Source organism: Wolbachia endosymbiont of Diaphorina citri (assembly GCF_013096535.2).
Lineage (GTDB): Bacteria > Pseudomonadota > Alphaproteobacteria > Rickettsiales > Anaplasmataceae > Wolbachia.
In genome coordinates this window covers 645,242-669,079 of sequence record NZ_CP051265.2, presented here as the reverse complement: position 1 = coordinate 669,079, position 23,838 = coordinate 645,242, and the positions used below count along the sequence as shown (strand labels likewise).

At 32.8% G+C, this 23,838-nt stretch carries 9 protein-coding genes and 6 pseudogenes; 7 read left to right on the top strand and 8 right to left on the bottom strand.

Translation table 11 applies throughout. The annotated features are described in order from the left end of the window. Positions 1 to 69: 69 nt before the first annotated feature. Complete coding sequence (locus HGO49_RS02945) at positions 70 to 3,687, top strand: ankyrin repeat domain-containing protein (protein WP_017532258.1); 3,618 nt, start codon at positions 70 to 72, stop codon at positions 3,685 to 3,687. Between the two features lie 286 nt (positions 3,688 to 3,973). Then, positions 3,974 to 5,719 (top strand): type I secretion system permease/ATPase, encoded by a 1,746-nt coding sequence (locus tag HGO49_RS02940; protein WP_017532259.1) that lies wholly within the window; start codon positions 3,974 to 3,976, stop codon positions 5,717 to 5,719. 99 nt (positions 5,720 to 5,818) lie between these two features. Here the strand turns inward: HGO49_RS02940 and HGO49_RS02935 are convergent, their stop codons facing one another. The 5 genes and pseudogenes from HGO49_RS02935 to HGO49_RS07545 form a co-directional block, all read right to left on the bottom strand. Further along, positions 5,819 to 6,580 carry a hypothetical protein gene (locus tag HGO49_RS02935; RefSeq protein WP_017532260.1) on the bottom strand — a complete coding sequence of 254 codons (762 nt, stop codon included), beginning with the start codon at positions 6,578 to 6,580 and terminating at the stop codon, positions 5,819 to 5,821. 57 nt (positions 6,581 to 6,637) lie between these two features. Further along, a complete protein-coding gene (locus tag HGO49_RS02930; protein WP_017532261.1) occupies positions 6,638 to 7,900 on the bottom strand; it encodes a pyruvate dehydrogenase complex dihydrolipoamide acetyltransferase in 1,263 nt (420 codons plus the stop codon). 284 nt (positions 7,901 to 8,184) lie between these two features. Further along, entirely contained in the window at positions 8,185 to 8,679 is a 495-nt protein-coding gene (locus HGO49_RS02925) for a WBM0748 family T4SS-associated protein (RefSeq protein ID WP_017532263.1), read from the bottom strand. A 115-nt stretch (positions 8,680 to 8,794) separates the two neighbouring features. Then, positions 8,795 to 9,111, bottom strand: a pseudogene (locus HGO49_RS02920) (IS481 family transposase); the annotation flags it as partial. Beyond that, positions 9,021 to 9,419 (bottom strand): annotated as a pseudogene (locus tag HGO49_RS07545) (helix-turn-helix domain-containing protein); the annotation flags it as partial. The pseudogenes HGO49_RS07545 and HGO49_RS02920, both read right to left, overlap by 91 nt. A gap of 91 nt (positions 9,420 to 9,510) precedes the next feature. On the opposite strand from HGO49_RS07545, the pseudogene HGO49_RS02910 reads away from it, so the two are divergent. Beyond that, positions 9,511 to 10,370, top strand: a pseudogene (locus HGO49_RS02910) (IS982 family transposase). Between the two features lie 686 nt (positions 10,371 to 11,056). Continuing rightward, complete coding sequence (locus HGO49_RS02905; protein WP_172758388.1) at positions 11,057 to 18,823, top strand: tetratricopeptide repeat protein; 7,767 nt, start codon at positions 11,057 to 11,059, stop codon at positions 18,821 to 18,823. Here the strand turns inward: HGO49_RS02905 and HGO49_RS07245 are convergent. After that, positions 18,820 to 18,924 (bottom strand): annotated as a pseudogene (locus HGO49_RS07245) (Rpn family recombination-promoting nuclease/putative transposase); the annotation flags it as partial. The gene HGO49_RS02905 and the pseudogene HGO49_RS07245 sit on opposite strands and share 4 nt — an antisense overlap. On the opposite strand from HGO49_RS07245, the pseudogene HGO49_RS07240 reads away from it, so the two are divergent. Further along, positions 18,915 to 19,112, top strand: a pseudogene (locus HGO49_RS07240) (WO male-killing family protein Wmk); the annotation flags it as partial. The pseudogenes HGO49_RS07245 and HGO49_RS07240 overlap by 10 nt on opposite strands. 15 nt (positions 19,113 to 19,127) lie before the next feature. Here the strand turns inward: HGO49_RS07240 and HGO49_RS02900 are convergent. Further along, positions 19,128 to 19,987, bottom strand: a pseudogene (locus HGO49_RS02900) (IS982 family transposase). Between the two features lie 105 nt (positions 19,988 to 20,092). On the opposite strand from HGO49_RS02900, the gene HGO49_RS02895 reads away from it, so the two are divergent. Beyond that, entirely contained in the window at positions 20,093 to 21,283 is a 1,191-nt protein-coding gene (locus tag HGO49_RS02895; RefSeq protein WP_017531748.1) for a hypothetical protein, read from the top strand. A gap of 104 nt (positions 21,284 to 21,387) precedes the next feature. Here HGO49_RS02895 and ligA read toward each other — a convergent pair whose 3' ends face one another. Next, positions 21,388 to 23,343, bottom strand: coding sequence for an NAD-dependent DNA ligase LigA (gene ligA, locus HGO49_RS02890; protein WP_017531749.1), 1,956 nt, complete (start codon positions 23,341 to 23,343; stop codon positions 21,388 to 21,390). Between the two features lie 154 nt (positions 23,344 to 23,497). Here ligA and HGO49_RS02885 point away from each other — a divergent pair, with 154 nt between their 5' ends. Beyond that, on the top strand, positions 23,498 to 23,797 hold the full coding sequence (locus HGO49_RS02885; protein WP_017531750.1) for a hypothetical protein: 300 nt from the start codon (positions 23,498 to 23,500) through the stop codon (positions 23,795 to 23,797). Positions 23,798 to 23,838 lie beyond the last annotated feature (41 nt).

The following is a 23,838-nucleotide window of genomic DNA, read 5'->3' as shown; positions in this document are numbered from 1 at the left end:
TTTTGTAGGCTTAAAAATTACAGTGGAAAGCCTTATTCACTACCAACATTACTATTTATGAGGTACAGTATGTTCAAAAATACAGTTACTAGTGTTTTCAAAGCTAAATCTAGTACAAGCGCAAAGACACTCAGTTCAGGTTTATTTGTTGCGGGAAACGTTGTTATGGCCAGAGCAATTAGTGAGATAGACCTCTCTTCATTACAAGGCAATTCAGAAGATAAAGTCAATAAGCAAGACCTAATAATCATATATGATTATATTAATAAAGTAACTCAAGAAGAAAACTATAATATATGTACTAATAATCTTGATTGTATAAAAAGCAGGATTTTAGCAGAAAATATAAGTGATTCATTAGCTGAAAAATTTCGTCAAGATGGATGGAATATAATAAGTAATGATGGTTCTTCGCTATTAACAGTGGCTATTGAAAGAATTAGGAAAGAACAAAAGAAAAATAGGAATTATGATATTCATGTTGAAATAGCTGTATCTCTAATTCTTAGTATGGGCAGAGAATTGATTATAAAATTGGAGAATTTTGCAGATAGTAATGATAAAACACTTCTACATTATTTAGCTGAGTCGGGTAAAGAAGATATTTTATGTTTTGTGATAGAAAATTCTAATTTTGACATTAAAGAAGCAGTAAGGAATAAAGATAGAGATGGTAAAACACCACTACACTATGCGGCTAAATCTGGCAATAAAGAATGCTTGAAAATTCTCATAGAAAATGAAGCAGATTTTAGTTGCACTACCAATAATAAAACCGAGTTACACTATGCTGCCAGAAGCGGAAGTCCTAACCTCCTAGAATATTTAAAAGAAATATTGACAGCAAAAGGAATTTTTGATAGGGAGAAAATTAAAACAGATAAATATGGAAATAACGCATTACACTATGCTGTGCAATCTGGAAATGCTGAGTGCATAAAATTCTTCATTGATAATCAAGTACAATTTTTAAAAAATAAATATAATGAGAATCCTTTTCATAAGATTGTAGGTAACTCAGAAACTCAAGAAAATGCCATAAATTTTCTTATAGAGCATCTAAAATTTTTAGGTAGACGAAAAAGTGAAATTAATCAAGAAAATGTAGATGGTAACACCCCATTGCATATAGCTGCAAAACATGGAAATAACCAGCTAATGAAATTGTTTACTCAATCAGGTGCAAAAATTGTTCAGAATAAACAAGGTAACACCCCCTTACATATTGCTATTATACATGGTAATTCATATTGTATAGACCTATTTTATGAAAATATAGGAAATAGCATACTTCAATCCAAAGGTGATTATGGAAGAGATCTTGTACATTTAGCTGCAATGTACGGGAAGTATGATTGTCTAACATCTTTACTCAAGAAATTTCCTGATTACGATTTAAGCACAGAAACACACAAAGGAAATATGGCCCTACACTTAGCTCTATCGAGTAATACAGAAACAGAACTAAGAAAAAAATGTGTGAGTCTATTAATAGACAGAAGCATGCAAGTAAATAAGAGTAATAATGAAGGAAACACCCCTTTACATTTTGCTGCCCAACTTGATTTATCGTTTTTAAGCATGATAGAAAAAAAGTTGGAAGAGAAGAAATTTGACGTTTATCAAGAGGTTTTGCGTGAGAATAGCAACGGTGACACCGTCTTTCATATGGCAGCACGTGTTGGTAATAAATCATGCCTTGAGCACCTTTTTAAAAAAGAGAGAGTGGGAGAAATATTAAGTAAGAAAAATAAGGATGGACAAACTTTACTACACTTATCTATCCTCAGTGGAAGAGTAGAATGCGTTAAGTATTTGGTAAAAAAAAGCCCAAAGGGTATTTTTTTAGAACAAAATACACAAAAAAAGTTGTTATTTGCAGCTATTTTGAGCGGCAATAAGGAATGTCTTGAATTTGTGTCAAAAGAACTTGTAGGTAAAAAGGTGGCTGCTAGCATCAAAGTGTTATATGATGAAAATGACAATACACCGTTACACATGGCTGCTCTTGCCAACGACATAGAATTCTCTCAGTATGTTATTGAAAGTATTGCTAAGTCAACTATTAGGAACACAGTACCACTTTTTAACACAAACAGTCAAGGGCTTATACCTCTACATTTAGCTGCCATGAGCCTTAATGCTGAGTTAATAGAATATTTTATGAAAGATAATCATTACCCCTATAATAAGAAAATGTTAAATGTTGTATCTAAATCTGGAAGAACAGCATTACACTATCTTGTAATGAGTGATAATGATTTTGAAAAAACTATAAATGAGGATTTTAAGCAAGGTCAATTTTTGAAAAAGTTAGTTTTAGAAAAGCGTAAACAAAATGAGCACTTAAGGGAAAAAGCTATTAAAGCCTTATTCTACCTAACAATCAGCACCGGAGAGAAAACTTTAAATGAAAAGATAAATTTTGATATAAAGGATAATGCAAAAAAAACAGCTTTAGATTATGCTTTTAAACATGGTGACACAAATATCTTGAGGTTATTTTTAGATTTCTTTTATGAAATAAGGGAAAACAAAAAAAGGAAATATGATAAACTTAACATGGAAGATCAAGAAAGAAGCAAAAAGCTTCTAGACTACTATAATCTGGCCATGTCAATATCAAGTGTGATTATTTCTGTTTGCATTAAGTATAATAATGCAGAATCTGAAAAGGAAGAAATTCCTACCTGGATTTCCATTGCATTTTCTTCGATATCATTTTTACTTATCTTATACAACTTAGTGATTGGCCTTCAAAAAGAACCTGTTAAACGTAAGATAGAAAACTATACTGAAAAAATGAACAGAATTGAAGAGGCTACAGGAAAGTTAGCTAAGACAAAAGTAGGGGATCATGATTTGGAGGAATACAACTCAATATTGGAACTATTAATAAAGAATGCAGAAGATATTTCACGATTGGAAAATGAACTTTACAAGTTTACGCATGAAACTAGATTAGAGAGTAAAGACAAACTCAATATTTCTCCTCAGAAAATGAGTAGGGGTGGTAGTGCACTACTATGTTCGAATAAGTCTTTAGAAGGTAGAAAAAGTTCACCTGTTTTGAATGATTTAACAGCAAAACTTAGTCTGTGTTCAAGACGCAACAGTAGAGTACAAAATACAATGGACAAGTTAGATAATCCATCATGTGTAATTACTATAAATGAGAATTCAGAAATTAAACCAAAAGCTCCGAAAAACAAATTCAAGAATGTTGCAACTAAGCTAAAAATAGGCAATATCTTTAGTAAGAAAAAAGAAGATCTTATCGCTTCATCAAGCTTATCAGAAGGTGCTAATCACGAGAATATTACAAAAATGAATGAAGAAAACTGTGGGTTGATAAAACGATTTGGTGATACCAATGGGTATTCAATATTTTCGACTCCTTTTAATCCAAGCAGTTCAACCTCAAGAGAAGAGTGTGGTAACAATCATAGTGCAGCGCGTCATGTGAGTTATGGTAATGCAAATAATCCTGTGAGTGATAAGGAAGTTAGTAAATCTCCATCTCTAATACTTTCTAACTTTGAGGAGGGGATTACTGTTGACTGTTTTAAATTCGAAAGATATAGACCAAGGGTATATTCAAGTCCATCTTGTGTGAGAAAAAGAGCAATTACAGCTAGATCATTGGAATATGTAATACTTCCTGATCATATAGAAAGAGGAAAATAGATGCAGATTGTAGTCACTGACTCTGATAGCATCAACTTTCAGAGGAGTGATAGTAAGCATTCTACTAAACTGTCATTGAGTAGTAGATAAGAAAAACGTAGAACAATTGGCAAGGCTATCGTATAAGGTTATAGTAGAGAAGAAATTAGATAGCCTTGCTATGAAAAAGTTTATATTCGCATATCATTAATATTTTATTACATTAATGATATGGTAAGGCAATAACTGTTAATACTTTTGAAATAAAAACTATATATGGTACATATAATTAAATAAAAGGAAGATTGTGGAAATCACTCCGTCAATAAAAAAGGAATTAAAGCAAAGTATACTATATACTTGTCTAGAGAAGTGCAAGAGTGCGTTTTGGTTCATTTTCTGGTTTAGCTCAGGGATTAATGCGTTAATGTTATTCTTGCCACTTTATACTTCTCAGGTACTTGATCGAGTGATATCGAGCGAGAGTGTGTCAACACTAGTTATGCTGACGATTATTACTTTATCTGCGTTTGCATGTTCTGCAATGCTTGAAACTTGTCGATATTTAGCTATGGCTAAAATTGGTGATTGGATTGATAAAACTGCAACACCAGATCTAATAGTAAGGTCAATCAGGTTAACATCAGTACAAAGCTCAACTTCAAGTGGTGAAGCAATACGAGATCTTGGAGTAATAAAAAATTTCATTACAGGAAATGGTATATTTTCACTGTTCGATACTCCATGGTCGCTAATTTACCTTGTTGTGATCTTTATGATACATACCTCTACAGGGTTTATAGCTATTGCCGGGATCATTATATTAGTTTCAATGGCAGTATGGAATGAACTTGCCACTAAGCGTATATTGCGAGAAACCAATGAAGAAACTATACGTAATATTAATGCTATAGATGTTGCAACAAGAAATGCAGAGGTGGTTGAGGCTATGGGTATGTCAGAATTTATAGTTTCTGATTGGTGTAAACGGAATGATCAAAATCGTGCAATGCAAGTCACAGCACAGAATCGTTCTAATGTAATTACTGGTATTACTAAATTTTTACGTTCAACTCTCCAAATTTCAGTAATTGGAACAGGTGCATTACTTGCAATCACAGCTCACAAAACTGCCGGTAGCATTATTGCTGCCTCGATTTTGATGGGTAGAGTATTGGCTCCATTTGATGCAGCAGTTCATACTTGGAAATTTTTAAATCAAGCCAAGATGTCATATGGCAGGCTGCAAAGACTCATCCTAACATCCCCAAAAAGAGAGCAAACTATGGCTCTACCAGAGCCTGAAGGGAAGTTGGAATTTGATAGGGTATTTTTTACTCCTTATGGGAGCAATAAGCCAACAGTAAAAGGAATCTCATTTGTAATAGAACCAGGGGATGTTGTTGGTGTTATTGGTGCAAGTGCTTCTGGTAAGTCGACCATTGCAAAACTAACCGTTGGTGTTTGGAAACCCATATCAGGTGTAGTCAGACTAGATGGCGCTGATGTATATACTTGGAATCGAGAGAACTTTGGTAATTATGTTGGTTACTTACCTCAAGATATTGAGTTATTTAACACGAGCGTTAAAGCTAATATTGCCCGCATGAGACCAGATCCAAATCCTGAAGAAATAATCAAAGCAGCAAAAATTGCAGGAATACATGAATTAATACTGAGCTTACCAAATGGGTATGATACAACAATAGGAGGACCTGGAGGAGTAATACTCTCTGGTGGCCAAAAACAGCTTCTTGGACTTGCAAGGGCTTTCTATGGTAATACTAAGCTTTTAGTTCTTGATGAACCGAATGCTAACTTAGACAGTAATGGAGAGGCGCGCTTGATTAATGCAATCAATGTTGCAAGAGAGCAAAATACTACCACTGTTATCATCACTCATAAGCTACAGCTACTATCTGTAGTCAATACAGTGATCGTCATGTCAGATGGGGTTATTTATGCTATGGGACCAAAAGATGAGATTTTGAGTAGATTAGTTGCTCCATCACCAGATGCCACAGAAGATAAACGTTCTTCAGCAAGTGGTTAAGAAAGAGAGAAGTTGTCACACTTCTCTTTCTCTTATAGAGTACTATATGCACAGTTTATAAAATCTTAAGCAATTGTTATTCGAAAAATCCAATAATGATTAGCCACGGAACCTATTTGCTAATTCTCTCACATTAACCTTAGACATTTCTGATGTAGGCTCTTGTGTATATGAGACATCAGATTTAACGCCTTTTTTGTCATGACCTTTAGTAATAGAACATACTACAGTATCAGCCTTTACATGCTTAACACTTGGATCTGATTGAAACCCATGCTTTCTTTCCATTTGTGCTTCAAGCTTACTGCTATCATGTGTAACCCTACACCTTTCTAGATTACGGTCACGTTTGTCAGGAGCTACATATCCATCTATATCATTACATAAGAACGGGCGCACTTTGAACCTGTCTGAACTAACACCATTTTCAACACTTGCAGAATTATGAGCTTTTCTATTATTGCGCATTTTATCTACAGCTTCCTTTATTTTTTCTTTTGATGGTTTTGGCAGCAGTGCTGGCTTATATGCACATGCTGGTAGTTCTGGAAATGAGTCTTCCTGAGACAGCAAATGACTTTGGTTTCTCTTACTATCTGATTCTTCAATATTCTTTATTGATGTCTTGAAAGAGTTTTCGTTTTTCTTTTTTAGATCTAACTCATTTAATCCGCTTCCAACATTATTTTTTCTTGTTGTAGTGTGAATAACACCTGGAAGTTTCACTTCATACTTAAATTTTTTATCAATGGTATCCATTGACTCATTAGACGAGGAATCTATTTGAAACCTATCGTTTGAAATTTTTGATTTTGCAGCATCAAAAAATATACTACGTTTTTCTATCTTTTTATCAGTCATATTTTACCTCTAAACCTATCAATTAATAAAAGTATAAATTAAGAGGTATTAATTTTATTATAATAATAAAGGCTCAAGAAGCATCACCGTAGGGTTTTCTATATAGTACTTAAAGGCATTTAAAAATTTTGCTCCGAGTGCTCCATCAACTGCTCTGTGGTCAACAGAGAGAGTAACTGTCATTATCTCTGCTATCTCTATTTTTTCACCTATGACAACCGGCTGTTTTTTAGATTCACCAACAGCCATAATGCAAGATTGCGGTGGATTGATTATAGCGCTGAAAGTTTTTATACCAAACATGCCTAAGTTGGAGATAGTAAATCCTCCTCCTTGAAATTCTTCAGGCTTTAGTTTTCCAGATCTTGCCCTACTTACTAAATCTTTCACTTCTTTTGATATAGATAAAACACTTTTTTCATCAGCATTTTTTACTATAGGAGTAATCAGTCCATCCTCAAGCGCTACAGCAATTGAGATATCTATATTTGAGTATCTTACTATTTTAGTATCTACCCACGATGAGTTTATATCAGGAAATTTTTTCATGCTGAAAGCCACAGCTTTTATAATTAAGTCATTAATTGTTACTTTATTGTTTTCATTTGCTGAATTAACCTCATTTTTGAGCGATATTAGCTTATCAACGTGGCAGTCTACAGTTAAATAAAAGTGTGGAATATTTTGCTTAGATTCAACTAGGCGCTGCGCTATCACTTGGCGCATATTGCTTACTTCAACTGTTATATTTTCCTCAAATCTCTCATAGCTTTTAGTTTGATCTAAAAATTCTAATACATCAGCTTTGATGACACGACCATATGGACCTGTACCTTTTAATCGCTTTATATCAATACCTTCATTTTGAGCTATTTTTTTAGCTAAGGGGCTTACTTTTATTCTATTTTCTATTGCTCTATCCTCTTTTTTAGATCCCAGTGTCACACACTGGGATGACATTGAAGAGCTAGATGAAATCGAAGGGTTGGATGATACTGAAAAATCGGCTTCAACCTCCTTCTCAACCTTGGTATTGATGGCAGAAGCTAAATCAAGTGTGCTTTTATCTTCCCCTTCCTCTAACATTAGAGCTATCAGTTGATTTACAGGCACGCCACTTGTTCCTTCCGACACTAAAATTTTTGCCAAAACTCCTTCATCGACAGATTCAAACTCCATTATGGCTTTATCAGTCTCAATTTCAGCGATTACATCACCTATTTCAACTTTATCTTGTTCTTTTTTACACCACTTTACAATTTTTCCTCCAGTTTTACTCATTGTTGGGGAAAGAGCAGGCATTAATATTTCTATAGGCATTTATTCTGCATTAAAAGATCTATTCAATTTTTAATTTACTCTTCACCCTATGTCAATCTAATCGTAAATTATGATACTTATATCATCCTAGTATGTGATGCTGGAATCTTGGTTGATTACTGTTATCCTACTATTTCTATTGCTTAGTCCTAGACAGAGTACAAATAGTAAGATCATCATGGAAATAGACGAGTCTGTTATAATGGAAATAGAAAAATGTAGTGCTTACTATCCTCTCAGAAACATAAAGCTTGAGTACAGAAAAAATTTATATGAGGAGCTGGTTAAATTGATAAAAGATCAGAATTAACAGTAGTTTCCGAATCTTCTGTAGCAGGTTCTTCATGTGAAGCAGAGGATACACTAACTTCTTTATCCTCTGTCCTCTGTATAGAATTACCACAAAAACTCCTTAACATCTCCTCAGCAGATGAATTTAGAATCTGTATAATAGATTTTTCACTTTGTTCTTTCAGCGATTGATCCATTTTAGAAATCAACTCGGAAAATTCACTACCTTCTTTTCTAGCTTCACTTTCTATCTTATTTTTTATGCTTTCTATATTACTTTGGTTAATTTCTTCTTTCGTTATGTTAAACGAATTAGCAATACCTTGATACTTAATCTCACAATCGCCACAGCCAATTATACACAGAGCGATGGAGTTAGATATTTCATTTGCAGCCCAATTGTATATAGTGTAAGTCAAGTAATTGTCATGATATTTAATATCAAGCTGTTGTTCTATAAACCCAGAAATTTTCTTTTTTAAAGACATAACCCACCCTCCTTATCTTACTATACCTTCCAATTAAAGTACAACAGTTGTACTTTAATAACAACCCATGTATATTTTGTTTTAATTAACTATAAAAGCAAGAAGCTTTTATCCCTTGTAAACAACGATGCAAACTAGAACGAGTCAAATATGGAATTGTTGCTTGTAAAGCATATAGGCAATCCTCTAGAGGAAGAAGCGGAAATGCAACAATTATAGCCTCTTCCTCTTTGGTTAAAACTTTGGCTGTTTTGGTCCCATATTCACATCTTTAATGAATGAACGTTTTTTCCATTTGACAATAGTTTTTGGATTAAGATTATAGCATTGAGAAAGTTTTGCTATGCTCTCTTGACTATTTTGTATTGTCTTACGTACTGCCTCTGGTGTTCTGGCGCACCCGTGTAACCATAACTCCTCCTTTGATGGTATTTTTTCTCACATTCTATCATACCATCACACTCTGGGACCATACATCTAGCTACCGTATCCAGTAATTCTTGATCCTCAATTTTTTCGCATTTACCTACAAACCGTAAAACTGGCTCATTTTCATATTCTGTTAGTCCAAGAGCTTTAATGTTAACTGATAATGTCTTTGCTATCTTATATAATATTTCAATTGGAATGTCTGTATATCCTCGTTCATAGTCGTGTATTTCTTTAGGTGTTGAACCGATTTTATTTGCCAAGTTCTCCTGAGTATATTTCCGTATTAATCTCTGCTCTTTTATCCTTTTCCACCCCAGTTGAGGATTAGAAGTCAGTGAAAAAGCCGGGAAAATAGGGTAAACTCCGGAAACATATTATCAAAAAATAGAGAGGTTACCCATGAATAAAAATGTAACAGAATTATTTTGCTTTGTAGACGATTTTTGCAAGGCTATAAACAAAAATTTCGCAGAAAAACTCCTGCCAAACAGTAAAAAACCTACCAGAACGCCAGGGATTACGCATTCTGAAATTCTTACTATAATTTTACTTTATCAACAATCTAGATGTGAGGACTTTAAATCTTTCTATACATATTATTTGAAAGCACTACATGGATCTGAGTTTCAAAATTTGCCAACATATAGTAGATTTATTAGGCTAAAAGGTATTTAGTGCTCTTGTTAAAGTGGCTTTGTGAGCAGTCAAAAATGACCGGAATTTCGTACATAGATGCAACTTCTATCGCTGTTTGCCATCCAAAAAGAATCTCAAGAAACAAAGTTTTCAAAGGATTGGCAAAGCTTGGAAAGACTACATATGGCTGGTTTTTGGGTTTTAAATTGCATATGGTAATTAATGAAAAAGGTGAAATTCAAGGAGTTACAATGACTAAAGGTAACGTTGACGACAGAAAACCAGTACCAAAATTAACTGAAAAACTGACTGGTCTTTTGTTTGGTGATAAGGGCTATATAAAGAAAGAGCTCTTTGCAAAACTCTTCGATAGAGGAATAAAACTCGTTACCAAAGTAAAAAAAGGTATGAAAAATACATTAATGCTTCTTGAAGAAAAGATTTTTTTAAGAAAAAGGTCGATTATTGAAACAGTTTTTGGTTACCTCAAAAACAGACTTGATCTTGAGCATTCAAGACACAGGTCTCCAATAAATTTCTTGGTGCACATCTTTTCCACATTAGTTTCATATTCTATGAAGCCTAAAAAGCCCTCTATTTCTACATTTTACTGTATTGATTAATCCGCAACTGGGGTTAGAATAATATAGCTTAATTGTTAACTATATCTGTGAGAAAATTAAGAATTATGTATTTTTTTTATATTTTATATAGGATTATTAATATTCACTTTAGTTTCAGAAACATACTGCAAATTAGAGTCATAAAAATCTTTAATGTTCATTTTTCCAAAAACGCAAAAAAAGTACCTACCTTTGTGAAAACAAGCCTATAAAAATATGTTGTAAAAATGGAAGCTTAAAATCATTGCAACAAAGTTAGGCAAATTGGTTCATATGTAAATTTAGTGAAAGTAAGCCAATATAGCTGATTTTATCGTACAGTAAAATTATTATAAAGAAAAGTTGGTATGGTACACATGGTAGACCATCCCATCCCAAGAAAAACACTTCTCACTGTCCTTGGTTTTGGTTGTTACAAATGGTTATGATACTTAAGTTATTAGTAAAATACACTACTAAGTTAGTAACAATTCATTTGATAGTAACAAAGAAAAATTGAGGTAGCGTAGAGGAAATAAAATTTAAAGATAGAATAAAGCTCTCCTACAAGCTTAGCTCAAAAGCTTAAATAAAATAACCTGAAGACACAATATCTATGAAAGCTATTTGCATTGCTGATTTTATTTACTAAGATGTAATGAAATATAATATGACCTTAAGTTTATATAAAATAAATAGAGAATTTTATGGTAAAAGCAATAGGTTATCTCAGGACAGATTCACAAGCAGTTAAGTTAGATAGGGAAGAAAAATCTTTTCAATTTAAAAATAGAATAAGACGTCAATATAACCCTAATGATATTAACATTGCCAAATTGTTTCTTGCGATACGTGAGCATAGAACGGATAATCCTCAGCTAAATAAGATTAGTGAAATTGAAGGATTACTTACTCAAGTACAAAATATTAATGATATTGATCTCAATGATAGTAATAATACACTTCTACATGTTGCTGTAAGTAAAGATCATCAAGATATTATCGAACTTCTTTTGAATGTGTCTGGTATAGACCAAAACATTAAAAATAAGGATGGTAAAACTCCACTTGATATTGCCAAGCAATCAAACAAGGAAAAGATTATTCAGATTTTAGAAGAACATTTAAAAAAATTTTCTGATCAAGTAAAAAGACTTTCTGCACAGGAGGAGGAAGTACATGAAAAGCTAAGAAAGTTTGTTAAAGATTTTGTATTTATTTATGAACGCTCTTTATCAGAATATTATGAAAGACTAGAAAGTCAAAAAGGAAAGCCAGGTAAATGGGCTGATTTTGCTAATAAAGTAATGTATATAGGAAAAGGTGGAACAGAACAAGGAGAAGCGGAATCAAAAGTAATTCCTCTTATTGGAATTAACATTCTTCGAGCAACAATATCCAGCATTGGCATTAAGCATAATAGAGCAGAGCTTAAAAAGCTGATAGATCAGTTGTATATCTTTAAAACGAATCCGATCAAAGTTAGGGAAGAGTTAGTAAAATCTGGTATCGAAATCTTTCAAAGCTTTGAGAGCCAATTTGTGCAAGTAACAGCAGATGGGAGTTGGCAGAGAGCAATGACAAAATTAGCAGAAGATGCTGTAAGCAGAGTGATTGATTACTATAGAGAAAATACCGAAGAAGAGTTTCAGGCTAACTCAATTACTAAGGGTATTATTTTGGGAAAGTCAAAAAAATATAAACAAACTTTCACTAATTTTCCTCATATTAAGCCAGGACACACGTTAGAAAGTAAAAATTCATGGAATACGGCAGAATTATTTGATAAAGCGGGATTAGTAACGATAAAGCGTGATGGTAGTGCTGATAAATACTACGAAAGAATAGACGGAAAGAGTGATACTAGCAAATATGGCTATCGTCTTCTTTTTAAATGGGAAGTAGAAAAGAAGATAAAAAAATTCACAATAGAATACATTGAAGAAAATCCTCCTAGAGAAGAGTATAGGTATGTTTTAAAGTCAGATGGGAAAACAAATGAAGGATGGGAAGATGAATTATTGAATGAGATTAATAAGCAAGATTCGAAGTTAGTCGAAGAGAGGTTGCTAAGCAATTTCAAAGAAGAAATGGAGCAAGAAGCTGAAAAAAACTTCAATGAATTAGAGGATTATATAGCTAAGAATTTTGATGAGCTATCAAGTTATGTAGAAGGTAATCAAAATGAGATTAAGAGAGTCTTTAGTGAGTTAATTAGTCAACATCGACAAGCTAGTCAAAAGATAGAAGATTCTATTAAAGAGGGAAGGAAAGAAAGTAAAGAAAGCTTCGAGAAAGTAGGTAAAAAGCTTGATGAAATACATAGTCTAATTGTAGCAGGACAACAAGTAAGGGAACCTGTTTGGTTTGATGTTAAAAAGCCAGTAAATTTATTTACTGGGAGAGAAGAAGAGTTGATTGATCTACATAACAAGATACAACGTAGTTCAGAAAAGGTAACAGTAATATCACAAATAACCTCAATTAGCGGTTTAGGGGGAATAGGAAAAACTGAGATAGCTAAACAGTATATTCAAGATTATAGCAAAGATTATTATAACGATGTTATATGGATTAATGCTGAGAGTGAGGTAACTCTTGTTGAATCATTTACTCGATTAGCAAAGAATAAGCTAAAAATTGATACAAGAGATACAGATGGAAAAGAAAAGGATATACAAGCTATTGTAGAAGAGGTTTACAAATTTTTCAGTGATAGCAAGAGCTTATTCATTTTTGATGATGCCGAAAAAAGTAATTATTTGAATAAATTTTTACCACTGCATGATTTATTACCGGATGGTAATAGACCATATATTTTAATTACTTCTCGTAATCGAGAGTGGGAAAGAGGAATAGAAGTTATTAATCTAAACGAATTAAAGTCAGAAGAAGCAATAGAATTTGTAAAAAAGGGCTTGAGTATAGAAGATGAATCTCAAAATGAAAAGATAAAAGCTTTAGTAGAAAAGTTACAACACTTTCCTTTAGCTATACAGCAAGCGATATCATATATTGAAGATCAAAGATTCAAAGGAAAATTTGATATAGATGATTATCTAAAGGAATATGAAAAGAAGACAAAAGACTTGCTTGATTCCAAAGTATTCAGGGGAATTGATAATGACTATGCCAAAACAACTTTTACAACTTGGAAGATTACAATCGATAAAATAGCAAGTGATATAGAGAATGGAGAATTAGCTTTAAGGATTCTTAATATTATATCTTATCTTGCACCTGAGAAGATTAGTAGAGAAGTATTTAAAGGTTTGACAGGGAGTAATGAAGAGGAATTAAGATCTGCTGTTCGTTTACTTATAAAATATTCTATGGTGAATGGTGAACAAAAGCAAAGTGTGTTGAGTACTCATACATTAGTTCAGGAAGTGACGAGAATAGGGTTAGAAGAAGAGGGTAAAAGCGAAGAAGTTATGGAAGAGACTTTCGCGCTACTCAGAGCAAGTTTTCCTTATGGTAGTAATAAATTAGAAGACTCTTTAAAGAAACGAGAATTATTACCGCACTTAGAGGCATTTTTATCACATATAGATAATTGGTTAAAAAAGAACCCTGAAGATAAACAAAAAATGGAAAAGGGTTACCTTGAGAGGTTGTTGATATGGATGAGTGATGGGTATTTTAGCTTAGGTAATCCTAAAAGACAAAAAGAATTACTAGAAAGGGCATTGCCTATTTTAGAGAAACATTATGGAGAAGAGCATTTTGAAGTAGCTAAAAGACTAGTAAATCTAAGCACCAGTTATGTAGCTTTAGGTGATTACCAAAATGCAAAAGATTTGCTAGAAAGAGCTTTAAAAATTGGAAAGCAACGTTATGAAGAAGAGCATTTTCAATTAGCTAGAATACTAGTAAATCTGAGTATAAATTATCGAGCTTTAGGTGATTACCAAAGTGCAAAAGATCTGCTGGAGAGAGCTTTTCCTACTTTAGAGAAGCATTATGGGGAGAATCATCCTTTACTAGCTCAAGTACTAGTAAACCTGAGTATTACCTATGGATCTTTAGGTGATTATGAAGGAGCGAAAAAGTTAATAGAAAGAGTATTATCTATTTTAGGTGGCAGTTATGGAGAAGAGCACTTTGAGTCAGCTAAAATATTAATAAATCTTAGTATTTCTTATGAAGGTTTAGGTGATTATCAGACAGCAAAAGAGTTACTAGAAAGGGCGCTGCCTATTTTAGAAAATTATTATGGAGAAAATCATTTTCAGGTAGCTATAGCTCGAGCAAGACAGGGTATCAATTACATGGCTTTAGGTGATTATGGAAGAGCAGAAAAGTTGCTAGAAAAGGCTTTGCCTATTTTAGAGGATCATTACGGAGCAGATCATTTTGAAGTAGCTAAAGCGTTAGTAAAGCTGAGTGTTGTCTATAGAGATTCCGTTGATTATCAAGGGGCAAAAGAGTTGCTAGAGAGAGCTTTACCCATTTTAGAGAAGTACTATGGAGAAGATCATTTTGAAATAGGAATGATTTTAGAAAGTTTAGGTACTGATTGTCTAGCTTTAGGTGATTATGAAGAAGCAAAAGAGTTGCTAGGGAGGGCTTTATCTATTTTAGAGAAAAATTATGCAAGAGATCATGTTGAAGCAGCTAAAATATTAGTAAATCTTAGTGTCGCCTGTGTAGAGTTAGGTGATTATGAAGAAGCAAAAAGGTTGCTAGAAAGGGCATTACCTATTTTAGAGAATCATTATGGAGAAGATCATTTTGAAGTAGCTATAGCCTTAGAAGATTTAGCTGTTGCGTATCTAGCTTCAGGTGATGTTCAGAGAGCAAAAGAGTTGTTAGAAAGGGCTTCTGCAATATATCAAAGAGGTAAAGTTGAAGAATGTTTGCTGAGTATAAGTCCAGTAATAAGGAAAAGAGAAGTAAAGATTGGGGAATGTAAACTGTCTTGGAAAGATGTAGATGAATTTAATACAGAAGAGGATGCAAAAAGAGATTTTAGTAAAATTAAAATAGATAGTGAAAAGTTTCTTCATTACATAAAAGATTTACCGGAAGATAAGTATTTTCAGCTAATTGAGCTAGCGGATAAAGTTGAAGTTACGGGTAGGTTTTGCGACTTAATCAATAAACTCACCAGTAATCAGAAGGTTATGAATCATTTAAATAGAGTAAAGAAAATCTCTAGCATAACTATGCATGGAATGATGGCTAAAAATGTTTTAGCTGACTTTTTAAACGGAGATTATCGAGGTGTAGCGATTAATGTAGGTTTGATAGAAGGTGGTCAAGGATTTGCTAAAGTTGCTGAAGTTGCATCTCGTAAAGGGTTAAATTTACTCTCAGAAGGAAAGGCATTACTTGGTAGGTCTTTAAGGGTTGCATCACCTTTTCTTGCTCGAGGTACTTCTGCGTTTGTTATTTATGATCTAGTAAATCAGGTAAAAGCATTTACAAATGGTACTGAAGAAGCACTAGTTGGCATAATAGGAGATAGTATTTATCTTGGAGTGGATAGCGCAGAGATTGGTATAGAAGTTGCTGAAGGTTTTGAAGTATTAGAAGGAGTGTCAAGTGTTACTGGACCAATTGGAGCAGGAATTGGAGCTGTAGTATTTGTTGGTACTGATATTTATACGGCAGTAAAGAGAGTAGATAAGATTGATCAACTTATTCACCTAACTAGAGGAGAAAATTTTATTGAAGGGTTACGTTCATTTATAGGTATGCAACCTGAAGGATATATAGAAGAGTTAATGGAGGAAAAACAACTTTATAACCAGTTGGTTAAGCAAGGATTTGAGTATTTAAAGAAGCATAATGATATTCAAAGTTATGTATTCCCTACTAGTCAATCATTTCTAGGTTCTTGTCGTACAGTACCATACCAAGTGCTTCAGTGTGGTGGTGCTGGATTTGGAGAATTATGTATGAGAAGAATTAATGTTACATTGTATAAAGAAGAATGCACAACTAAACTTCGAATGGATTTAGACAGTAAAGTACTGCTTGATAGAAAAAGAACCGATATAAAATGGAGTAGAGCAAGGCCGGATAATCCAAGTGGTGGAAAATTGTTTTGTTTCTCGCAGGGAAATGACGAACCTGCTCCAAGTTATGGATCATATTTATGTGAAAATGCGGTTGGTTTGTCTAATAATAAGAAAGAAGAACATACTCTAATTAATTTAGGAGAAGGTGAAGATTATGCAAAAGGATTTAAGGATAGCCCGAACATATTTGTAGTGAATGATGGTTCTAAAGAATATTATGGAGGAAATAAGAATGATATATTTGTTTTACAGGGAGATCTTATAGAAGGATTCTTGTATGGAGAAGATGGAATAGATACCTTAGATCTGACTGAATTTGCTCAAGAAGCTGTAAATGTGAATGTTTATTTAAATGGAAACACTGGTACTATTGTATATAAACACCATGGGTATCATGCTTTCAAAATTGATTCATTGGAAAGAGTGCTTGGTAGAAAAGCCAAGTCAGAACGTATATTTAGTACATGCTATACAAAATTTTTAGATGGACAAGGTGGCGCTAAAAATGATTCGGATATTATAACAATAAACAATAACGACTGTACTCATAAGACGCAAATAATAGTAAGACCTAATACAGTAGTATACAATCAAGCATTAGAAGGAAGCTTTGATTATCTAGTACCATTGAATTGTAGTGGAAGTGCTGAGCTTAGTTTTATTTATGAACCTGAAAGGTTTAATGTAACCAATACATTTTGGTTTGCATATGAGCCAGCTGATATAAAAAGTATCGATGTGAAATATATAAATGTTTTCAATAGAACTAAACATGAGGTAAAATTCAATTTTATTGAGTCAGATAAAGAGTTTAATGTAACGATCTTCTATTCAGAAAATCCTTCTTACAGATTAGAAAATAATGGTGAAATAAGAATAGGTAATAAAGATAATTTGTATATGCTACAAAGTAGTAATGAATCTGCTGAAGAAATTATCAAGAACTATTTACCTATAGCAAATAGACTAAATAAAATGTCATTCTTTATACAATCACTTTTAAGTAATGAGACAGTGGTAATAGGAAGTGGAAATCATGAAGTAATACATAATAATCCAGCATATAAGAGTCATTTAGTAGGTAATGGCGGTGAAAATGTGTATGTAATTGATTCTGAGATTGATAACGTTCCAGAGGTTGTTATTCATGACATTGATGAAGAGAATTCAATAGATACGATTGATTTAAGAAGTGTAGTAAAAAAAGCAAAAGACAATTTTGAATTACAAGTAATTAAATTTGAAAATGATTTGTTATTAAGAGCAACAGTAGAAAAGCAAAAAGATGAATATTTTACTGTGAGATTAAAAGATGGAGTAGAGAGGTATAATAAGACTCATGTGATAGTAGAAAATGCTCCTATGATAATCAACTTTGATAATAATCAGTGGAGTTTAAAACCACAACCTTTAATGTTTGAAAAGGATAAAGAAATTATTGTGGTAATGGGTCAAGATGTAGAAAAAGGTACTGAGCTTGTTACACCTAGAAAAGGAGGAAATTATACATTTGTTCGCAGTAATAGTAACGATCTAATGATAACGAATGCTTTTGACTCGACTATTACTAGAGATGATCTTTGCAGTATTACACTTAATAAATTCTATACAACACCTAAGATGAAAACGTTATCAATAAAATTTGCTGATAAAGAAATAGTGTTAAAGGATTATGATAAGGAAATAAGTACGGCAAGAGATGTGGATGTTGTGAGAAAAGAATATGAAGATCAAGTATATAATGATGTTTTCACAGAAGTTATGTTATCTGACCAGCCTCATAGACATAGGCATGAACATAGCAGGCAGCACATTAGAAATCGTAGAATGGTGAGTAGTAGTACAAGACCATCTTCGTGGATAAATGATTTATTTGGTTGGGTAAAGAACTCTATAGGTAGGTTTAGAATTGCTCTGCCTGAGATCTCAGCAAATTATTCTAATACAGCTGGTACTAGCCAATTTAGCAGTAAAGTTTGTATCAGTAACAATATTGGTTTAGGATTTTTCTTACTACAAAGTTTCCTAGATAAAAAATATCCTCTGCCTAAGTTTTGTTCTGCTACTCATGAAGAAGTTCTGGCTGATACACTTAATATAATGGAAGAATTTAAAAAGACACTTAAAAAAACAGCTAAACAATCTGGTGTATCAGTGAAAGGTTTTGACTTTTTTAAAGTGTATTCAGATATAGAAGGTCATGTAAGGAACGAAAGATATTCTAAAATGCCAAGTACATTATATTCAGTCGTAGAAGAAGCTTATCCGAAAAATGAGAAGTTTCTGAGTATTTTTAAAGGTAATATTGAAAAAATGTTTGATGAGCAGCAGATAGTGAATAGTAAATCTCAACCTCACGACATTGTTGATAATAAACCTAGAAGCTATTTAAATAATACAACAGTGGACAAACAGCTACAAGGGTCATATTATGCTATTTCTTTCTAAAGTTGTTTAATTTCATCTACCGAAAGGCCAGTGATTTCAGCGATAACATCAATAGAGACATCGGCCTTGAGTGAGTTTTTGGCTACTTCGATTTTACCTTTTAGTAAGGTTTGTATATATTAGCGAGAAAATTAGTCAAGAAGAAGCGAAAATAGAAGTAGCAAAGAATCTAGTGAAAGAAGGAGTTTCAGTTGATATTATTTCCAAAGTGACTCGCTTATCTATTTACGAATATGATGATATAGAGAAAGAAATTTGTACTGATTCTATACTCTACAAAGTGGGGAAAAACCCCAGTTGCGGATTAATCAATACAGTAAAATGTAGAAATAGAGGGCTTTTTAGGCTTCATAGAATATGAAACTAATGTGGAAAAGATGTGCACCAAGAAATTTATTGGAGACCTGTGTCTTGAATGCTCAAGATCAAGTCTGTTTTTGAGGTAACCAAAAACTGTTTCAATAATCGACCTTTTTCTTAAAAAAATCTTTTCTTCAAGAAGCATTAATGTATTTTTCATACCTTTTTTTACTTTGGTAACGAGTTTTATTCCTCTATCGAAGAGTTTTGCAAAGAGCTCTTTCTTTATATAGCCCTTATCACCAAACAAAAGACCAGTCAGTTTTTCAGTTAATTTTGGTACTGGTTTTCTGTCGTCAACGTTACCTTTAGTCATTGTAACTCCTTGAATTTCACCTTTTTCATTAATTACCATATGCAATTTAAAACCCAAAAACCAGCCATATGTAGTCTTTCCAAGCTTTGCCAATCCTTTGAAAACTTTGTTTCTTGAGATTCTTTTTGGATGGCAAACAGCGATAGAAGTTGCATCTATGTACGAAATTCCGGTCATTTTTGACTGCTCACAAAGCCACTTTAACAAGAGCACTAAATACCTTTTAGCCTAATAAATCTACTATATGTTGGCAAATTTTGAAACTCAGATCCATGTAGTGCTTTCAAATAATATGTATAGAAAGATTTAAAGTCCTCACATCTAGATTGTTGATAAAGTAAAATTATAGTAAGAATTTCAGAATGCGTAATCCCTGGCGTTCTGGTAGGTTTTTTACTGTTTGGCAGGAGTTTTTCTGCGAAATTTTTGTTTATAGCCTTGCAAAAATCGTCTACAAAGCAAAATAATTCTGTTACATTTTTATTCATGGGTAACCTCTCTATTTTTTGATAATATGTTTCCGGAGTTTACCCTATTTTCCCGGCTTTTTCACTGACTTCTAATCCCCAACTGGGGTTTCTAATAAAAAAGTTATGACTTTATGGTGGAAAAAGATATTAGCTGTAGAAAGTGATCCTAGACTTTTAATTGATATAGATAAACAAGCTAACTTAAAGAAAATGTTAGTTCTTTCTTTAAGGGAAGCTATAAATAAACCAGATGTTTCAATTGTTACAAACCTATACGAACATTTTACACAAAAACCTACTAGAAATAGGCGCGAGTACCCTGATTCACAATTCTCAATTATTCGGGAAATATATAAAAATGCCTTTATACTTGTAAGCAATGATATTGCCAAGCTCAATGAAAAAAATCTTAATCAGATCATTAGTAGAAAAGTAGGGCAGATCGAAACAATTTTGGCTATAGTCTCATTAATTGATAATAAACGACTGATAAAAAAAATGTTGAACTTAGTTGAAAAGAATATAAAAAACAATCCGGAAGGGCAGCAAGTTCTTTTAAAGAGTTTAGTTAATATACTAACATACTCGATAAAAAATGAGTGTTTTCAGACTATTGAGTATATATGTCACAGACGATTCTCTCAAACTTTTTGTCCTGTTATTCGAGGAACATATATAAAAGCATTTGCAGATAGTAAAGTAGTAGAAGAGCTAGAAAATAAAATAGAAAAACAAGAAAAATCTGCTAAATATGAGTGGTGGATGGAGTTGAAAAAATATCTTGATTTCAATCAAAAGCTAAATGCTTTACAAGAATTAAAAGAAATAGTAAATAAGTTTATTGAAGCTTCTGATTATCATAATAAGCTGTGCCAAGATGAAAATTATCCAGCTCTTTCTTATTATAATACAGAAATAGACTTGGAAAGGTTAGAGCAAATAACACGTAAGTTTATTAACGATTCTGGTCACATATCAGAAAAGGAGGTATTAAAGCAAAAAAAGCTTCAAATACCTTTACCAGGGGAAAAGCAATTGGTAAAAAATTTGAGAAAATTAGAAAAAAGAATATCTACTTTCATTCAATCTGTTTATGAAAAAACTGCACATGATGAGCAATATCCAGGCTTTGTTCAGTCCCCTAAAAAGAAAGACTTTATGATACTAGCACAAATAATACATGAGTTGTTTCTTGAGAAAGATGATTTCGAATTTGTAGATAAGGAAGAATTACCTAGTCCATATTTAGAAAAAGTTAAAGAGAAATCATATATTAGAGGGGTGCTTAGCTATTTAACTGGCTTTGTTGCATAACTGTTTATAAAGAGCAGGGAGTGTTCAATTGTATTAAATAAGAGTCTGATATTAGTTTTCAATTCTTCTATCAGTTAATTCATTCCCGTCAGATTAAGTTGTGTTTAGCACAATTTGTTCCACTGTTCTTCATCTAAAATTTCCACACCCAATTCCATTGCTTTTTTATATTTTGAACCCGGATCTTCTCCTGCAATTAAATAGTCAGTTTTAGTAGAAAGGCTTGAACTGATCTTTGCCCCTAAAACTTTAGCTCTTACTTTTGCCTCCCCTCTGCTCATAGCACGTAGCTTACCAGTAAACACTATAATTTTGTTATTCAAAAAAGAATCGCTAGAGTTGGAGCTCACGGGAAGAATTTGCAGATATGCAGTAAGATCATTTAACATTTTAATGTTACGTTCCTGAGAAAAAAACGATTTTAAAGATTCAGCTACTTTTTCTCCTATACCATCTATACCTACCAACTCAACATCATTTGATGACATCGAATTATACCAGTTATCATAAGATACATAATAATTTGCGAGCAATTCTGCTGCAACTTGGCCGATAAATCTGATACCCAAAGAAAATATGAACCTATCTAGAGAGATTACTCTTCTGCTTTGTATAGCACTTAATAGATTAGCTATTGACTTCTCGCCCCAACCATGATGCTCTTTTAAGGAAAACTCTTTTAATCTTTCCTCTAAAATAAAAATGTCTGGAATTTGTCTTATTAGTTCCAGGTCATAAAAAAACTTTATTTGTTTTTCACCAAGGCCAACAATGTCAAATGCATCTTTTGACACAAAATGTTTTAGTTTTTCTACTATTTGAGCCTTGCAATTAAATTCTTTAGGACATCTTACTGCAACTCCTTCAATCTGCACTTTACTACCACATTCAGGACATATGTCAGGAAACACAAATTCAGGCATATTTGCATGACGAGAACCTTCATCTACTTTGACAATTTGAGGAATTACATCCCCAGCCCTTTTAATTGTTACAACATCTCCCTCTCTTATATCTTTACGTTTTATCTCATCTTGGTTATGTAGACTTGCTCTGCTAACTAATACTCCACCAATATTGACTGGTACTAAATCTGCAACTGGAGTTAAAACCCCCGTTCTACCCACCTGTATAAATATTTTATTTAACTTTGTCTTTGCATAAACCGCAGAAAATTTATATGCAAGCGCTGAGCGTGGCGCTTTGTGTGTACTTCCCAGACGACTTTGTAGCACCAAATCATTCACTTTATAGACTATCCCATCGATATCATAATCCAAGTTATAACGATAATCATAGATCTCGTTATAGAACTTTAGCATTCCATTCAAACTACTTGTTAAGAAGCGATGCTCATTTACATAAAAGCCAAGTTCCTCAAGTCTATCTAGTACCTCACTTTGACTTTTCTCTATTCCACCAATTAAAGAATAAGCAAAATATCTAAGAGGCCTTTTTGCTGTAATGTTCGCATTCAATTGCTTTAAAGAACCAGCAGCTGCATTTCGAGGATTAGCGAATTCATTATTTTCATTTAACTTTAAAAAGTTGCTGTTACTGATATATATTTCACCCCTTACTTCTAGTCTTCCTTGCACATCTTGTAAAAACTTAGGAAAGCCTTTTATTGTTGCAACATTGTGAGTTACATCCTCTCCTACAAAACCGTCACCTCGAGTTGCAGCTTTAACAAATTTCCCATCTTCATAAATTGCAGAAAATGACAATCCATCAATTTTTGGCTCACATAATATCTCTATTTCATCTGCAATTAAAAATCTCTTTATTTTAGACAAAAATTTTTCTACACCTTGTTCATCATAAGCATTCTCAAGAGAAAGCATAGGTTCTTGATGTTCCACCTTAGAAAATCTCTCATCAGGCGGAGCACCAACACTATCTTGTGTTGCATAAGCTTCTGGCTCTATTGCAGCTAACTTTTTTTTCAGTTCATCATATTCAGCATCACTTATCTCTGGCTTACTTTTTTGATAATATAAGATATTATGATAATTAATTTGATTTTGCAGTTTTTCTCTCATCTTTTCCAAGTCAGTCATGATACCAATATAATGCTCTTTGCCGTCAAGTCATGAATTTTTTCAAAAGGTACTATAAATTTATACTACTGCCCTGAAAAGCAATACTAATATTAATATAATTTTTGTACTTGTATATTAATGTTAGTATAGTTTTTAAATTAAGGAGTACATTATGAAAGAATACAATTACAAAAATTTGGCTGACGAATCAAACTTCGGCTCTCAAGTGTATCGTGCAGGAATGTTTGATAAAATTCTTGGTATAAGCAAAACAGCAAAAGAAGCTGCGAATCAAGTAATATCTAAAATGGGTAACGATTTAAAACTAGAAGCTAGAAAAGCAGCTCAAGATGAAGTAAAAAAAATAGAAGGAAAAATGCTAACTTTAGCTGAAGAAAAAGCTAACAAAATAGCTAGCGAAAAAGCTAATCAAATAGAAAAAAAATATCGACTTCAATTGATAAGACAGTAAAGTCAGTAGAAGCAAACGCTGAAAAAGCAGCAAAAAATGCA

Bases quoted from the DNA above. Each gene is read 5' to 3' on its own strand.
- HGO49_RS02945 (WP_017532258.1), top strand. From the start codon at position 70: ATGTTCAAAAATACAGTTACTAGTGTTTTCAAAGCTAAATCTAGTACA.
- HGO49_RS02935 (WP_017532260.1), bottom strand. From the start codon at position 6,580: ATGACTGATAAAAAGATAGAAAAACGTAGTATATTTTTTGATGCTGCA.
- HGO49_RS02930 (WP_017532261.1), bottom strand. From the start codon at position 7,900: ATGCCTATAGAAATATTAATGCCTGCTCTTTCCCCAACAATGAGTAAA.
- HGO49_RS02925 (WP_017532263.1), bottom strand. From the start codon at position 8,679: ATGTCTTTAAAAAAGAAAATTTCTGGGTTTATAGAACAACAGCTTGAT.
- HGO49_RS02905 (WP_172758388.1), top strand. From the start codon at position 11,057: ATGGTAAAAGCAATAGGTTATCTCAGGACAGATTCACAAGCAGTTAAG.
- HGO49_RS02895 (WP_017531748.1), top strand. From the start codon at position 20,093: ATGACTTTATGGTGGAAAAAGATATTAGCTGTAGAAAGTGATCCTAGA.
- ligA (WP_017531749.1), bottom strand. From the start codon at position 23,343: ATGACTGACTTGGAAAAGATGAGAGAAAAACTGCAAAATCAAATTAAT.
- HGO49_RS02885 (WP_017531750.1), top strand. From the start codon at position 23,498: ATGAAAGAATACAATTACAAAAATTTGGCTGACGAATCAAACTTCGGC.